17 protein-coding genes and 1 pseudogene are annotated in these 14,044 nt (G+C 63.9%); 8 read left to right on the top strand and 10 right to left on the bottom strand.

All coding sequences use genetic code 11. The features are described 5' to 3' along the window. Positions 1-9: 9 nt before the first annotated feature. Both MET2598_RS0118210 and MET2598_RS39420 read right to left on the bottom strand, forming a co-directional pair. Positions 10-411, bottom strand: coding sequence for a hypothetical protein (locus tag MET2598_RS0118210; protein WP_018261839.1), 402 nt, complete (start codon positions 409-411; stop codon positions 10-12). Positions 412-487: 76 nt separating this feature from the next. Further along, complete coding sequence (locus MET2598_RS39420) at positions 488-979, bottom strand: AAA family ATPase (RefSeq protein WP_012331771.1); 492 nt, start codon at positions 977-979, stop codon at positions 488-490. Between the two features lie 911 nt (positions 980-1,890). Between MET2598_RS39420 and MET2598_RS41285 the strand changes: the two genes are divergently transcribed. Then, on the top strand, positions 1,891-2,109 hold the full coding sequence (locus tag MET2598_RS41285; protein WP_150108616.1) for a hypothetical protein: 219 nt from the start codon (positions 1,891-1,893) through the stop codon (positions 2,107-2,109). Between the two features lie 134 nt (positions 2,110-2,243). Here MET2598_RS41285 and MET2598_RS41280 read toward each other — a convergent pair whose 3' ends face one another. Further along, positions 2,244-2,429 (bottom strand): hypothetical protein, encoded by a 186-nt coding sequence (locus MET2598_RS41280; protein WP_157182196.1) that lies wholly within the window; start codon positions 2,427-2,429, stop codon positions 2,244-2,246. Between the two features lie 1,512 nt (positions 2,430-3,941). On the opposite strand from MET2598_RS41280, the gene MET2598_RS41275 reads away from it, so the two are divergent. Both MET2598_RS41275 and MET2598_RS0118200 read left to right on the top strand, forming a co-directional pair. Next, positions 3,942-4,130: a hypothetical protein gene (locus MET2598_RS41275; RefSeq protein WP_150108618.1), complete on the top strand. Its 189-nt coding sequence runs from the start codon at positions 3,942-3,944 to the stop codon at positions 4,128-4,130. Between the two features lie 386 nt (positions 4,131-4,516). Beyond that, a complete protein-coding gene (locus tag MET2598_RS0118200; RefSeq protein ID WP_018261837.1) occupies positions 4,517-5,269 on the top strand; it encodes an IS6-like element ISMtsp2 family transposase in 753 nt (250 codons plus the stop codon). Between the two features lie 122 nt (positions 5,270-5,391). On the opposite strand, the gene MET2598_RS41270 is transcribed toward MET2598_RS0118200, so the two are convergent. From MET2598_RS41270 to MET2598_RS0118185, 3 genes are all read right to left on the bottom strand, one after another. After that, a complete protein-coding gene (locus MET2598_RS41270) occupies positions 5,392-5,808 on the bottom strand; it encodes a hypothetical protein (protein WP_157182195.1) in 417 nt (138 codons plus the stop codon). 721 nt (positions 5,809-6,529) lie between these two features. After that, the gene (locus tag MET2598_RS0118190) at positions 6,530-6,832 is read right to left on the bottom strand and encodes a hypothetical protein (RefSeq protein ID WP_236728746.1); all 303 of its coding nucleotides are present in this window, start codon (positions 6,830-6,832) and stop codon (positions 6,530-6,532) included. A 103-nt stretch (positions 6,833-6,935) separates the two neighbouring features. Then, positions 6,936-7,130: a hypothetical protein gene (locus MET2598_RS0118185; RefSeq protein ID WP_012331775.1), complete on the bottom strand. Its 195-nt coding sequence runs from the start codon at positions 7,128-7,130 to the stop codon at positions 6,936-6,938. Positions 7,131-7,257: 127 nt separating this feature from the next. Here MET2598_RS0118185 and MET2598_RS0118180 point away from each other — a divergent pair, with 127 nt between their 5' ends. Together MET2598_RS0118180 and MET2598_RS0118175 are read left to right on the top strand one after the other, a co-directional pair. Next, complete coding sequence (locus tag MET2598_RS0118180) at positions 7,258-7,728, top strand: MucR family transcriptional regulator (protein WP_012331776.1); 471 nt, start codon at positions 7,258-7,260, stop codon at positions 7,726-7,728. A gap of 239 nt (positions 7,729-7,967) precedes the next feature. Beyond that, the gene (locus MET2598_RS0118175) at positions 7,968-8,399 is read left to right on the top strand and encodes a MucR family transcriptional regulator (protein WP_012331777.1); all 432 of its coding nucleotides are present in this window, start codon (positions 7,968-7,970) and stop codon (positions 8,397-8,399) included. On the opposite strand, the gene MET2598_RS0118170 is transcribed toward MET2598_RS0118175, so the two are convergent. Both MET2598_RS0118170 and MET2598_RS36820 read right to left on the bottom strand, forming a co-directional pair. Further along, positions 8,400-8,747: a hypothetical protein gene (locus tag MET2598_RS0118170; protein WP_012331778.1), complete on the bottom strand. Its 348-nt coding sequence runs from the start codon at positions 8,745-8,747 to the stop codon at positions 8,400-8,402. 78 nt (positions 8,748-8,825) lie between these two features. Continuing rightward, a pseudogene (locus tag MET2598_RS36820) lies at positions 8,826-9,579 on the bottom strand (IS6 family transposase). An 863-nt stretch (positions 9,580-10,442) separates the two neighbouring features. Between MET2598_RS36820 and MET2598_RS0118160 the strand changes: the two are divergent. The 3 genes from MET2598_RS0118160 to MET2598_RS0118150 all read left to right on the top strand — a co-directional run bounded on the left by MET2598_RS0118160 (position 10,443) and on the right by MET2598_RS0118150 (position 13,128). After that, positions 10,443-10,688, top strand: a complete 246-nt coding sequence (locus MET2598_RS0118160; RefSeq protein ID WP_018261833.1) for a hypothetical protein — start codon at positions 10,443-10,445, stop codon at positions 10,686-10,688. A 1,155-nt stretch (positions 10,689-11,843) separates the two neighbouring features. Then, on the top strand, positions 11,844-12,092 hold the full coding sequence (locus MET2598_RS0118155; protein WP_012331781.1) for a hypothetical protein: 249 nt from the start codon (positions 11,844-11,846) through the stop codon (positions 12,090-12,092). Positions 12,093-12,951: 859 nt separating this feature from the next. Then, positions 12,952-13,128: a hypothetical protein gene (locus MET2598_RS0118150; protein ID WP_198293084.1), complete on the top strand. Its 177-nt coding sequence runs from the start codon at positions 12,952-12,954 to the stop codon at positions 13,126-13,128. Here the strand turns inward: MET2598_RS0118150 and MET2598_RS43785 are convergent. Both MET2598_RS43785 and MET2598_RS0118145 read right to left on the bottom strand, forming a co-directional pair. Beyond that, positions 13,105-13,353: a PilZ domain-containing protein gene (locus tag MET2598_RS43785; RefSeq protein WP_157182194.1), complete on the bottom strand. Its 249-nt coding sequence runs from the start codon at positions 13,351-13,353 to the stop codon at positions 13,105-13,107. The genes MET2598_RS0118150 and MET2598_RS43785 overlap by 24 nt on opposite strands. Before the next feature lie 280 nt (positions 13,354-13,633). Beyond that, positions 13,634-14,044: transposase (locus MET2598_RS0118145; RefSeq protein WP_236728745.1), on the bottom strand; the 411-nt coding region annotated here is incomplete at its 5' end.

Below are 14,044 nucleotides of genomic sequence, written 5' to 3'. Positions count from 1 at the left end.
CGGCTATGGCTAACGACCCATGAACGCGAGCCCGTTCGCGTTTGCGACAGGCCCCTCGAAGACGACCGGGATCGTCCCCGTCGCCGCGCGCGCCGCAAGCACCACGGGCGCACCCCCGGGGGCGACCAGGACCGCGATCCCGCTGCCCGCCAGCTCCTTGGCGAGCGCGGGCAACTGCTCGTAGCGCCCGTCTGCCCAGCGGTAGGCGATCACGACGTCGCGGCCCTCGACGAACCCGGCGTCGGCGAGCCCCCTGCGAAAGGCCTCGAGCCGGCTGGCAACGCGCTCGGGCGTCTCGGAGCCGAGATACCCGATCATCGGCAGCGTCGGCGACTGCGCCCGCACAGCGCGGGCCATCACGCCGCCGAGCAGGGCGCCGACAAGCCCGATGAGAATGTCGCGTCGTCTCATCGCTCGCTCCTCGACGAGCGCCGGGCATCACGCCGCGTCCGGCGCTGGCTGGTCATCAGCATCCCGTCCGGCCGCGCTACTGGTTGTGCAGAACAACTTCGAATGCTTCGTCGGGGGACGGTGGAACGAAGAAGCTTGTGAAGAGATCATAATCTTCGTCACTGACGATGAACTCGTGCTCTCCACTCTCATTTCTGCGACGCAGGCGGGATTTGCAAATCTCATCTGTAACGTTGAGATAGTGAAGCTGGTGCGCGCATCCCGCGTCCTCGAACAAGGTGCGCATCCATGCTCGACTGCTTGGTGTATTTGCAGGAAAGTCAAGCACAAGTGAGAGCCCGTTACGGAGCAAATCTACCAAATGCGGCGCGATGGCATTCCGCAACCGTGTGGAATTGCGAACATAATCAGCCAAGCTGTTCTGTTCTCCGGGATAAAGGCGGGAAAGCCAGTGATCTTCTCTCACGATCACCGTGCTTGGGCGACGGCCCAATTCCACGACGAGAGTTGATTTTCCAGCCGCGATCTTACCGCACACAAGGTGCAGCGTGGGTTTGTTCAAAGACATGCATTTCGACCTTGAGAGACGCTAAGCGCATGATGTTCACATACGGACGGTCCCGGCCCGACGCATCAGGCCGGGCGGTTAATTCGCCCCATGCTCGCGGTCGCCGCGATGTGAACAAGGAAGGTCATGCCTCGATGATGCCAGCGCGTGCGCTTTCAGTCCAGCGCTCGCGTGTCTGGTTTCATGTTCTGCATGCCTTTGTGTGAGCAGCAAAGTTGGGTCGGATGCGGAACATCCGCTTCGTGGCCAGAGGTCAAGGTCCGGTTGCCACCCTGAGCAGCCGGTTCGTGTGGTACGATTTGGGTGTAGCCCTGCCGGACCAGCCCGGAGCCGGTTCAACAAGGCGCGCCGACCATTCAAAGCGAACCGTCGATCAGGAGACCATCCGGAGCGAACCGACCGGCCCGCCCGTGTAGGTCAGAGCCGATCTCCGCGCCTCCATGGACGAGCAGGACACCCAGAGCGCTTGTCAGCAACTCGAAGCCTTCGCCGTCGAACGGGGGCACCGTCCGGCATCCGGGTCCCGTTCGGGATGTGGGTCGCCCGCACCGCATCCGCGTAGAGGTTCATCAGGGCGAGCTCGTCGGGCGAGAACAGGGTCTGGGCCGGCGGGAAGCAGCGCCATTCGCGTAAGGCGGGCCTATGGAACGAGAAGAGCCCGCCATGGTGGAAGCCGGACGGTCTGAAGAGGTCAATGTGTGGCCGCATAAGGGCTTGAGGTCCTCAGGCGCCTGGGGCGTGCGGGAGCACAACGAGTTGCTCGCGCACTGCTTCGGATTTTGCATCACGAACAAAGCGTAAAGCGGGGATAGCCGAGCACCTTCTGCCTCCCGAGCCCAAAGGTGCAATCTCGCACAGATTAAGGCCGGGTAAGTCTTATCGTACTCCAATCTCTAATGAGGAATACGGCCATGTCTCGCACCCTCATTACCATCGACCTTCAGCCCTCTGAACTGTCCGATGATGACCTCGAGCATGTCGCGGGCGGTCTGACCCCGGAGGGGCTGGGCAAGATAGCGACCACGGTCATCAAAGCGACGGTTGCGTTCGGCACAGCGGTCGCTGATGGTTTCGCGCTTTCTGGGGGGCCGAAATTCCCAGGTACGTCCAACTGTTCGCACTGTCTGTGAATAGCCTAGCAGCACTATAATAACTGAGGGGTCAATGGGTGTAATACTCATAGCCCCTCTGCCGCCAAGACCGAGAACTGCTTTTTCTAGCCGCACTCGTGCAAATAAATTCACACTGTCACTAGAATTGCAAACTAATATCCTGAGATCATACTATTGGAAATTGTGATTTTTAAAAAATCGGCCTGACTATCTACTGATTTCATGTTTGCTGATGTTTTATGAGAAGTTCCACCGGCTGCGATTTCAAGCTCCTCATCTGTAATAGCGTCGATTTCGTTATGATCATTGGCTATAATTTCTGCCTTGTCTGTCGGCATATTAGATCTCCAGATCTGTGAGCCGGATGCCGTCACCTCATCTTGCGACAAGTATCTAGGCCATGAAATTCATAGCATGGCTGACCCAACATATATGTGCTCGACCGCACAATGATCGTGATGCGCACCTCAGCCATTAGTGGTGCCTCTCTAAGGTATGCCTAAACGGACATGCTGCCGCCGCATGGCGAGTGGCGGCCGGGCGACAGAGGGGAGAGAGCACCTGGCTGCCTGCCGCGTCCGCGAGCCGTGCGGTACAGCCCTCAGGCGCGGCACGCGCAGTATACCGAGGTCCAGTGCGCGGTGGATGACGGCCAGGCCACCCCACGGAGGGCCGGCTGCCTGCCGCGCTGCAAGGTGGCGGTCTCCAAGAGCGACGGGCGCAGCATCGCCAACTCAGTGCGCCACGCAAGGGTGGCGGCCGGACCGGTTCCACCTATGCGCCCGGTCGCCTGCCGCGCGACAACCGGCGTGAAGACAGCAGCGCAGCAGGCGCGAGGACGGCGGAGGCGGTGCGGGCGCGCGACAGCCGGCGTGAGGCAGTGCCGGGCTCGCCGAGGCGAAGGCATGGCTGCGCTCCGCCCCCCCCCCCGCTCCGGTTGGGTCCCTTGGGGGCGGCCCTCGCACGAAGGCAGGGTCGCGCTACGGGGCGAATTACCGGCCCGCTATCGCGAAGGCGAGACAGCCCCCACCCGGGTGACTTCGCCTGACAGGGGTGTCAGCATTTCAGCAATTGGCGCCGTGTTCAAAATAAGGCGATACCGCACATAGATATCTGGTAGACTTGCATCTAGTCGAGTGGCGGGCCTTTCCGGCCCCTTCCGCCTCGATACAGGAGCTGTATGTTCCTGCGTGCAACCTTTTTGGAGGTAGAGCGTGGGTAACAACATGTTCGACGGCTGCCCGGACGACCTTTTTGTTGATCCGGGCGGTGGACATGCGGGTCGGGTGCTGAGTGAACGCGGGGCGGCGGGTCACCTCGGCGTGTCAGACCGCTATCTGCGCAGATGGCGCAGCAGGGGTGAGGGTCCGCTGTACGTCCGGCTAGGCACTCGAGTCGGCTACCGCATCGGGGACCTGAATGCGGCGAGCCTCCGCGCGCGCGAGGCGCACCCAGAACTGGCCCCTCTCGACCTCCCTGCGCACCCGCTCATCCTCGGCATCCGCCAGGGCCAAGGCGCTGCGCCAGCTCCAGGAGCTGCTCGCGGACCTCGCTGACGGACAGCCACGCCGCCCGCTCGCGCGCATCCTGGGCTTGCTGCCGGTACTCGGCTGCCTTGTCGACGGGGTCTGCATGCGTGTCCCGACGCGATGACGATCCGCGTTCGCGTTAGCGGTCGACTGGTGTGGGAGCACCACCTGCGATGCGCGCAGCCCCTAATTCGGGCGCGCGCTGAGGGTGCGCCTGCACACATATGGCGTGTGAAGGATTGTTTATACTCCCGATTGCTGGATACGGCTCATGATATTGAGCGCAGATCAGCATCCATGCGCAAAACTATAGGTGCGTACATGAGTGAGAAAAAAGAACCCACACACCACGATCTTGATCGTCAAGGCTCTGAAATGGCCTGCGAACTCAAGGACCGTGATCTCAACGATTGTGAGCTTGATAATGTTGTCGGCGGATTAAGTAGTTCAGTTAGTGAGGTGATGAAAAATTTCGGGAGTGCCCTGCAGACCGCCGGACGAGGTGGTTAAAGTTTCCGGGAATGCCCTGCAGACCGCCGCACGCAGATCATATTGGAACTGATCGCGATGCTCGCCGGTGTTGCCGGTGCCCTAACGCTCGTCGTTGCCGCTCATCCGCGCGCAGAGCGCCTCTGGATCCGTCGGCTACGGTGACGAGCGGGCAGCTGTCGAATCTCGTAAGCCGATCCGGTCGATACCCCCTGCCGTCTCAGCAGCCCTTGCGACGGTTCCGCTGGCCTCTGCCTCACAGGCCTAGCTCTCTCCCGAGCCGTGCGAGAGCAGCTTCGAGAGGGCTGTCTGCTCCACCGGGGCCTGTCGCAAACACGAACGGGCCCGCGTTCACGGGTCGTTAGCCATAGCCGCCCAGCTTGCCGCCTCCGCCTCGGAGCCGGCCCATGATCCTCAACGCCGTCGCCCTCAAGCTGAAGCGACAGGCCCGCGGCGACTTCCGGGGCCGGCACTTCGAAGCCACCCTGATCGTCCAAGCCGTCTCCTGGTCCCTGCGCTACGCCCTCAGCTACCGCGACATCGAGGAGATGCTGCTGGAGCGGGGCACGGAGGTGGATCACTCCACCATCAATCGCTGGGTGCTGTCCTACGCGCCCGCCATCGAACGGCGACTTCGCCGCTTCCGCAAGCCGCATTGCGGGACCGTGCGCGTGGACGAGACCTACATCAAGGTGCGGGGTCAGTGGCGCTACCTCTACCGGGCCATCGACAAGCACGGGCAGGCGATCGACTTCCTGCTCACCGCCAATCGCGACCTGGAGGCCGCCAAGCGCTTCTTCCGCAAGATGCTGCAGGATCAGCCACTGCTTGCCCCTGACCGCATCGGCACGGACGGCGCTGGCCCGTACCCGCCGGCGATCGCGGAGAGCCGCAAGGAGGGCCTGCTGCCACGGGCACCGACCCACCATGTCACCAAGCACCTGCAGCAGGGGATCGAGAGCGACCACTTCCGGGTCAAGCGGCCGATGCCGCGGGTGGGCGGCTTCCGTTCGTTCCACACGGCCCGCCGCACGATCTGCGGCTTTGAGGCGATGCTGTGGCTGCGCAAGGGCTTCGGCTTTGCCGGCGCGTGGACCGTGCGCGAGCAGAACCAGCTCCTCGCCTGCTGCTTTGGTCTTCTCGTCGCGAACAAAGCGTGAAAGCGGGGCGGTAGACGCCCTTCTGCGCCTCACAGCCGGGTTTGCGACACGCCCGCGCGGATCAGGCCGCTACGGGATGCCGCTCGAACTCTGATTGACCTGCTTCGGCGCGCCCGTCACCCTCAGATAGGCGAGTCAGTATGGGTATTGTCGTGAATATGCTGAATTGCACCGTCTGTTCTCACGAGTATGTTGATATTTGAACCACTATCACCATAGTTTAGTATACTATGCTGCTGTGTTATTATCCCTAAAGCGTCGCTATAGACAACTGATGTATTTTGATGATAGTGATTTGCGTTGCTTACTATATTTCCCGTCGCCTCTGTTGTAAATAACAAGGCGTAAGTCGTATAATCGTACTGCGTAACAGAGTGATCATTTCCATAATTGTTATGAACACCGCCGTCTAAGATATTTGCGTCGTACTGAAAATCCTCAAACTGTGTTTGTGTATTCACAATCTCATTGTTGAATTCCGTGACATCTGTACGTGTGCCGCCATTCGGGCCGGGCGTGACCACAACCGTTTTCGCCATGTTAGCCTCCTGGACGTCGATAGATCAGCGGCTGTTTTAACAATAAAACTTGCAGAAAAAGTATCATTATTCATTATCTCAATCGAGGAGTTCATATGCACCTCAGTATAATCGCAGGGTGCCAGATAAAAATAACCTATGATAATATCCTAGATGAACGGCAGAGGAGCTCATTTTGTCGGCGGATACGCCCCGCGGAGGCGCGCGGCGCCCCCTGCCCGCCCGCAGGCGGACCGGCAGCGATGATCAGGATCTCGCGCCATGGCCGCCGGATCGCCGGCGTGCGGTAGCCCCGCGCGTCGCATGTCAGTGAACAACCCGATCAGCTGCAATGGTCAATACCCAATCAGCCAGGCCGTTCTGAGGTCCGCTGTCCACCGAGGCCGTGTGAAAACTCAGGCGCGCTCCGAAATCGGAGAATAATCTTCTACACAGCCGTTATCCGAGCATCCTGGATGGCGGCCGAGATGCCAACTGGGTGCCTATTCCGGCGCTGCCCAGGGTTATCGAGGGAAGATCCTCCTGCCGCCTTTGCGTTATTCACACAGCCTCCACCCATAGCGACCCTGCCCCGGACCCGGACCTACGATGCCTAGACCAGCCCCGCCTTGATCGCGTCACCGATCCGGCTCGCCGCGGCGCGGCCGGGAGGACCGTTCTTGAGGTCGTTCACGACCTCGTCGTCGCGCAGGCGCGAGTAGCCGCCCGCTGTCGACTTGACCTACTCGACCCGCTCGGACATCGGGACGCCCGTCGCGCCCTCGAACGGGGTGGTCGCGGCGTTGAACTTCGCGAGGGCCCAGCGCTCGGTCGTGTGTAGCTCGTGCGGGGCGTGCTGGAGCCGCGCGTTGAAGCCGGCGTAGCCGCGTATCGAAGCCAGACGGTCCCGAGATAGACACTGCGCGATCCCGAACGCCCCCGAGCGCGGGTTCACCGAGGTCGGGCCGCCGCGGGCCTCCACGGCCGACCAGCGCGCCACCAGGGCCTTCGCGCCCAGCTCCGAGGCGCCGCCCTTCGCAAGCACGTCGACCGCGTGTTGCTGCCGCTCCACCGTCCACCAGCTGCCGATGCCTGCGTTGCTCCGGAGCCGCGTGAGAGCGCCGTCGAGGGTAGGCGCGGAGCCGCCGCTACCTCCGCCCCCCGCCGGCCTCCGGAACGCCGCCGACCTTATCGACGGCCCGGCCGACCTCGGTCCATTCCTCGCGGAACGACACGACGCTGTCGTCCTTGGCGACGCGCTGAAGGGCGCCCTGAAGCTTCGCCAGCGGCGCCGAGAACTGATCGTCGACGCTAATCCTGAAACGTAAGCTCTCGTCTGTCATCGTCTAATTACCTATGTGAAGACTGGGGCAGCATCTTAGACTAACGTCTTGCGTATGTGCTTGCGCACATTGTCGATTTTGCTATATAGAACCATTCTAGCATGGCAGGGCAAAACGGAGTAAAGAAATGGAAAGAGGTCAACATAATAACGCTAACGTCAATGCCAATCTTGCCGATACTGAGGCCGCAGGATCTATAAGCTTAGTTGCTGGTATTGTAGCCGCTTACGTGTCCAACAACTCGGTTCGGCCAGACGACCTGCCGAGCCTGATCGCTGCTGTAGGTGCCACTCTCGGCGATCTCGGAAAGCCCGCCGCGCCTCCGGTCGAGGAGAAGCCGAAGGCCACCCCGACCCAGATCCGCAAATCGATCACGCCGGACGCTCTGATCAGCTTCATCGATGCAAAGCCGTACAAGTCCATGAAGCGGCATCTCACCAAGAACGGTCTGACGCCTGACGAGTATCGGCAGATGTACGGCTTGCCGAGGGACTACCCCATGGTGGCGCCAAACTACGCGGCCCAGCGCTCCGAACTTGCCAAGAGCATGGGCCTCGGGGCCATCCGTCGAGGGGGCGCGAGGGGTACGCCCAAGTAGTTCGTGCACCTCATACGCCCGCCCCTCCCGCTCACGCGAGCACGGGAGGAGGCGGGCGGCCGAGTGCTGGCCGCCCGCCTCTCCACATACCAAAACAAGTCCAAAGATGGGCACAGAACATAGCGGCTACATACCGTAATCGTGCGGCAAAGATTGTCAGTGCCGCTTGACTTTGCCAGCTTGATTGCCGATCTAGCGCGGCTTCAAATCGTTCGAAGCTTCAACAAAGATGGCAAAAGATGGCCGAGATGCGAGAAAACGCTTCCGAGACTGACGCGATCGAACTGACCGCCGCGATCATCGCCGCGTACGTGTCGAAGAACGCGACCCCGATGGGCGACCTGCCGGGGGTGATCGCCTCGGTGCACGACGCGCTAATCCAGCTCTCCAAGCCGTCGGCCGCCGAGCCCGCACCCCTCGTCCCGCCCGTGCCGATCAAGAGGACGGTCACGCCGGACTTCATCATCAGCCTTGAGGACGGTCGGCAGTACAAGTCGCTGAAGCGGCACCTCAGGACGCGCGGCCTCACGCCCGAGCAGTACCGGCAGAAGTGGGGCCTGCCGCCCGACTACCCGATGGTGGCGGCGAACTACGCCGCGCAGCGCTCCGAGCTTGCCAAGAGCATCGGCCTCGGCCAGTCCCGCCGCGCCGCGGGCCAGAAGGGCAAGTAGCTACTCGTCGGGGTCGCGGTCCGCCTCCGCGTCTGCCGACCGGATCGGCGACGTCACCGCGACCTCGATCCCGTCCAACTCGATCAAGATGTCTATCAACTCGCCGCGGATCAGGGTGGCGACCTCGGCCGCGGTCCTCATCGTGACGACCCGCGGCGCCGTTTTGGCGGGCAGGGCGAGCAGCCGGGATCGCATCGCGCCGACCGCCGCGCCCCAGGTCGCCTCGATGTCGTCGGCGGGCACCAACTCGCCGCGGAGCTGCGCCAGCTCCAGCCCGGCGAGGTCGGCCCGCGCCGCGGTCAGCCGCGCCCTCTCGGTCACGTAGTCGTCCGCGGCCGGCTCGTCCACGGCAGCCCGCTTCGTGAGCCAGCGGGGCGTGTCGCAAACTCGGGTTCAGGCGGCAGAAGGGGCTCCCCGTCCCCGCTTTCATGCTTTGTTCGCGAGGGCGAGGCCGAAGCAGGTGGCCAGCAGGTGGTTCTGCTCCCGCACGGTCCACGCGCCCGCGAACCCGGAGCCCTTGCGCAGCCACAGCATCGCCTCGAAGCCCTGGATCGTGCGCCGGGCCGTGGTGAAGGAGCGGAACCCGCCCACCCGCGGCATTGCCCGCTTCACCCGGAAGTGGTCGCTCTCGATCCCCTGCTGCAGGTGCTTGGTGACGTGGTGGGTGGGCGTGCGCGGCAGCAGGCCCTCCTTGCGGCTCTCGGCGATCGCCGGCGGGTAGGGGCCGGCGCCGTCCGTGCCGATCCGGTCGGGCGCGAGAAGCGGCTGATCCTGCAGCATCTTGCGGAAGAAGCGCTTGGCGGCCTCCAGGTCGCGGTTGGCGGTGAGCAGGAAGTCGACCGCCTCGCCATGCTTGTCGATGGCCCGGTACTGGTAGCGCCATTGGCCGCGTACCTTGATGTACGTTTCATCCACGCGCACGGAGCCGCAGTGCGGTTTGCGGAACCGGCGCAGGCGGCGCTCGATAGCGGGCGCGAAGGCGAGCACCCAACGGTTGGTGGTGGAGTGGTCGACCGTGAGACCCCTCTCCAGGAGCATCTCCTCGATGTCGCCGTAGCTCAGCGCGTAGCGCAGGGACCAGGAGACGGCCTGCACACTTCAGCGTGGCTTCGAAGTGCCGGCCCCGGAAGTCGCCGCGGGCCTGCCGCTTCAGCTTGAGGGCGAAGGTGTTGAGGATCATGGGCCGGCTCCGGAGCGGAGGCGGCAAGCTCGGCGGGCATGGCTAACGGCCCGTGAACGCGGGGCCCCATCGCGTTTGCGACAGGCCCACGAATAGTCAGGCGGCGCCCCGGCCCATGTGGCTCTTCGCGTTCGGCCAAGCGAACGCTCGCGATCCGTCGCATGACGGCCACGCATGAGCTTCCGGCCCTGCCGCGCCCGGCTTCCGCGAATCCTGACCCGAACCTCTAGGTAGCGGTGGCGGGTCTGCGACCTGCCTCCCGGCAGCCTCACCCGGGTTCCGCGGCCCTGGATTCACAGATCTATCCCTCTCAGTAGGCGTGCCCTGCGCAGATCTGCACCCTCCCCCCCCACGGGCGAGGTGGCGGGTCTGCGGGGCGTGTCGCAAACGTTCAACAGCCGAAAAGATCTCCTCCGAACAGCGCGTTACAATGCCTGCTCACCCCCTTCGACGAGGTCGGCGAAGCGGTTTGACGGGCCTGATATCGCCCCATCGGACCGGAGTGCGCCCGTGCCGGGAGCATGATTTTCTACGCCAAACATCTTTGCGACACGCCCGGTCAGGCTGCCGGGAGGCAGGGTCGCAGGCCCGCCGGCGCCACCTAGAGATGCAGCAGCGCCATCGCGGGAGCGGGGCGCGGCAGGGCTGGAAGCTCATGCGTGCGCGTCATGCGACGGGCCGCGAGCGTCCGCTTGGCCGAACATAGTGGGTCACGCCCGGCAGCATGCCGCCGACCGATCGTTAACCATTTCGCCGGGCGGACCCTGGCTCGTCCTTGGAGGCGGCGCTGGAGCCGCCGCGATGGGGCATCGGTGCCTGAAATTTCCTGGCCTTCGTGCTGGGGCACCCCGTAGGAGGGCGGGATGACCTACACTCTCGTCCCTCTGGCTCCCGGCTCCTACGACGTCCTGCTCGACGGTGAGATCATCGCGAGCCTCGTTCGAGATGTGCAGCCGCACCGCCGCTCACGTGACTGGCACATCGAGTTGCTGACGTGGTCGCCGGGCGTGACACCGCCGGTGCCGTTCCTCAACCCGGTCCACACCTTTTCAAGCTTCCCGGCCGCGCTGGAGTGGCTCGGCGTCCCCAACACTGGATGGGTGAACTGATGCGGTAGGCGGACATTGTTGCACCGCAATATGAGTGCATCGTACAATGCATGAACAGTAAGCTGAGCAATGGGCCCGAAGGAGTGGCCTCGAACCGAAGCCGTTGTCTGGCGGTCACCTGCAAGCGTTGTGGCGCACTGCCGGCCAGCCAGGAGGAACGCGAGCACGTCTACCAGGACCTCTTCTGCTACGCTTGTAGCAAGCAGCAGGAGGTGGACGTGGATGACTAAACCCGCATTTCGCCTGTGGAACCCTGGATCTCGGCAAGCCCATGCGGCGGGACGAGCACTCTGGGCTTCGTGGCGCTCCAGGCCGGCCTTGTCAGGGGGGCGGGGATGTCCGCCGCACCCCAAGATCCGAGGTTAAGGGCAGGGCGGGCGTTCCATGAGGGATCGGGCAAGGCTCGACGTCAGCCGGATCAGGCACGTAGGCGCACACGCGCAGTGGTGACTTGAGGAAGCGTCTGGCGGGCAGAATTCTGAACATGCACCGGACGCATGCCAGCTAAGTAGATCGACGTAGCTGGTGCACACGTTCGGAAATGAGGAGCCCTGGCGACGAGCGCCTTAAAGCTCAAATCCGCACCGCGGTTGGCCTTCCGAATAGCTAAATTGCCATAAACATGGGCAAAAACCACATTCTGCCTGTGGCATTCCTGCACATATGAACGATAGTACTTAAAATATTTAGCCATGCACCATATTTCTTGCTCAAATAACCTATTGTGCAATGCAGCAATCGGTGCTCATCTGGCGCGAGAGATTTCAAAATTCGGAGGTTCCGATGCGCACCACGCTCTGCGTATGCATGTTCGCCATCACTGCCGCTGCCGCCCCCGTCCGCGCTGGCGACACAAGTATGACGGTCTCCCCACCTCTCTTCCGTGAGATGGCGCGCGAAACCGCCAAGGTGCGGCCTTCGTCCGAATTGAGTGTTTCCCCGCAGCCTGTCGCCGCCTCGCGCCAGCCCCAGCTCGGTGCCGCGCCTGAGGCGCCGGCCCGTACGGGTTCGATCGACTAGCGAACCAGAACGGCTCGACGCGTCCGGCGCCAGAGACCCCACGCGCGGGCCGGGCTGCTCCGTGTCCCGTTGGCCAGCCCACGCTTCTCCTCCCGCACAAGGAACACCAATTTGCCAGCTTCGAACTTCGGCCCCGTGTGGAAGCTCGGCGTCAACCTGATGATGCTCGGCGTTGAGGCTCAGACAGTGATCAGTCTGCGCCTCGCCAAGATCGCGCTGGGCGGACCCGCCGCGGTAACGGAAGGGCAGCTCATGGTGAGCGAGAAACTGCTGGCGGCTATTGAAGCCGCGATGCAACTCGCGACCGGCAAGTCGCCCGGCCACGTCGTGAGCGGATACCGCCGGAAGGTCCGTGCGAATACGCGTCGGTTGCGCAGGGGGTGAGAAGCAACACGTCGGCTCTCGCCATGGTGGCCGGCCACACTGCGCCTGATCCCGCTCAGAACCCCGGCAGAGCCCCGAACGCCCGGATGAAGTCCGCTGGCCGCCCCCGCGCCCGCTGTAAGGGTCGGGGAAGGCGCCTGCAGCGGCGGCGGCACCCTCGGCGCTCCGCCCCTGAACGACTGCGAGGCCCGCAGCGCGTCGAGGCCATCATCCAGCACCCGCTGTGGTCCATGCGCAGCTGCGGGCCCGGCCTGGACGGCTCTGGGGCTCAGGCGGGGGCGTGTACGGCGTTCCGGTGGCCGGCGGGGCGGGAGGTAGCGGCGGCTCCGCGCCCACCCTGCGTGGTGCTCTCCCGCGGCTCCGGGGCAACGCGGGCATCGGCGGCTGGTGGACCGCGGAGCGGCAGCAGCACGCGGTCGACGTTCTGGTGAAGGGCGGCTCTCGGAGCTGGGCGCGAAGGCCCTGGTGGCGCGCTGGTCGGCCGTGGAGGCCCGCGGCGGCCTGACCTCGGTGAACCCGCGCTCGGGGGCGTTCGGGATCGCGCAGTGGCTGTCTCGGGACCGTCTGGCTCCGATCTGCGGCAACACCGACTTCGACGCGCACCTCTGGCACGCCCTGCGCAAGCTGCACACGACCGAGCGCCGGGCGCTCGCGAAGCTCAACTCCGCCAAGACCCCGCTCGAGGCCACGACCGGGGCTTCGAGGTCCGAGCGGGCGGAGGACTACAACGCGCGCATGGGCGTCGACCTATTCACCGGCCGAACCGCCGCGGCGATGGCGGGGCCGAAGGTTGGCCCTGGGGGCGAGCCGGCGCAGGTCGCGATCGGTGGCGACGTGCTATGGTCTGGTGCGCTCCCTGGTGCAGCAGATCGAGGGCGAGATCGACATCCGCAGCGACGCTGGCGTGACCGTAACGATCTCATTCCCGGACCTGCCGCCGCAGGGGACTGCAAGTTCGGGCCTGCTGGCCGGAGCGGATGCCCCCGTTGCAGTGGCGGTCGAGCCACAGGTCCTATGTCAGGAATGCCACGCCTAACTGGCCTGGAGCCCGCCAAACGACGCTGCAACGGACCCTGATCGGACGCGGGCCGAACATGAGGTCCAGGTCGTCTGGGAACTCCGCCTCAGGCGGCACGAGCAACCGTGCCCCGCCAGGTGAGATCTCGCGGAGACCACATAGGGAAATCCCAACAGAGTCAACCGTTGAGATGGTTCCAAATTCAGGACCGAACAGCCCCGCATCGGAATTCAGGTCGGGCACAATCAATCCTAGGAGCTCGAGATTAAGCCCTCACGCTCACAGTCGCACAGCGCAGAAGGTTTGGATACAGCTTAGTTTCTAGGGTGAACCTTCAAATGGCCAAGGCCGTCCCACAACGACACGTTTGTGCAAATCACCAGCGATTGGCTCTAACGACTCCAGGAACATTCTGGCTCTATGCGGCGGGTAGGCGCTCGTGGCCGTCCGGCGCGGGGTCGTGTCCCCAGGCGTGGTGTAGCTGCGGCGTGGCCACCACGGTCACCGGGCGGGGCCGGGACGATCAGGCTGCCAGGGTGGGCAGGCTGACAAGAGGATCATCGCTGATCGGGGCGATGCTTTCCAGGGTCAGGTAGCGGGCGCGCTGGACGGCCCACTCATCGTTCTGTTCGAGCAGGAGCGCGCCGACCAAGCGGGTGATGGCCGCCTCATTGGGGAAGATGCCGACCACCTCGGTGCGCCGCTTGATCTCGCCGTTGAGGCGCTCCAGCGGGTTCGTGCTGTGAAGCTTGACCCGGTGGGCGGCCGGGAAGCCCATGTAGGCCAGCACGTCGGGTTCCGCCTCATCCATCAGGGCTGCGAGCTTGGGCACCTTGGGTCGGAGTTGGTCGGCCACGCGTCGCCATTGCTGCGTATTCCGACGAAGCCGGCCGGGGGTTCCAAGTTGAAGCCGGCCGTCATTCCGAGGCGAAGC

Origin of the sequence: Methylobacterium sp. WSM2598, assembly GCF_000379105.1 — a bacterium.
Classification (GTDB): Bacteria; Pseudomonadota; Alphaproteobacteria; order Rhizobiales; family Beijerinckiaceae; genus Methylobacterium.
The sequence above is the reverse complement of the archived record's forward strand: the minus strand, read 5'-3'. Positions and strand labels throughout refer to the sequence as shown.

Excerpts from the sequence above, each read along its gene's own strand:
- MET2598_RS0118210 (WP_018261839.1), bottom strand. The coding sequence starts at position 411 with ATGAGACGACGCGACATTCTCATCGGGCTTGTCGGCGCCCTGCTCGGC.
- MET2598_RS39420 (WP_012331771.1), bottom strand. The coding sequence starts at position 979 with ATGTCTTTGAACAAACCCACGCTGCACCTTGTGTGCGGTAAGATCGCG.
- MET2598_RS41285 (WP_150108616.1), top strand. The coding sequence starts at position 1,891 with ATGTCTCGCACCCTCATTACCATCGACCTTCAGCCCTCTGAACTGTCC.
- MET2598_RS41280 (WP_157182196.1), bottom strand. The coding sequence starts at position 2,429 with ATGCCGACAGACAAGGCAGAAATTATAGCCAATGATCATAACGAAATC.
- MET2598_RS41275 (WP_150108618.1), top strand. The coding sequence starts at position 3,942 with ATGAGTGAGAAAAAAGAACCCACACACCACGATCTTGATCGTCAAGGC.
- MET2598_RS0118200 (WP_018261837.1), top strand. The coding sequence starts at position 4,517 with ATGATCCTCAACGCCGTCGCCCTCAAGCTGAAGCGACAGGCCCGCGGC.
- MET2598_RS41270 (WP_157182195.1), bottom strand. The coding sequence starts at position 5,808 with ATGGCGAAAACGGTTGTGGTCACGCCCGGCCCGAATGGCGGCACACGT.
- MET2598_RS0118185 (WP_012331775.1), bottom strand. The coding sequence starts at position 7,130 with ATGACAGACGAGAGCTTACGTTTCAGGATTAGCGTCGACGATCAGTTC.
- MET2598_RS0118180 (WP_012331776.1), top strand. The coding sequence starts at position 7,258 with ATGGAAAGAGGTCAACATAATAACGCTAACGTCAATGCCAATCTTGCC.
- MET2598_RS0118175 (WP_012331777.1), top strand. The coding sequence starts at position 7,968 with ATGGCCGAGATGCGAGAAAACGCTTCCGAGACTGACGCGATCGAACTG.
- MET2598_RS0118160 (WP_018261833.1), top strand. The coding sequence starts at position 10,443 with ATGACCTACACTCTCGTCCCTCTGGCTCCCGGCTCCTACGACGTCCTG.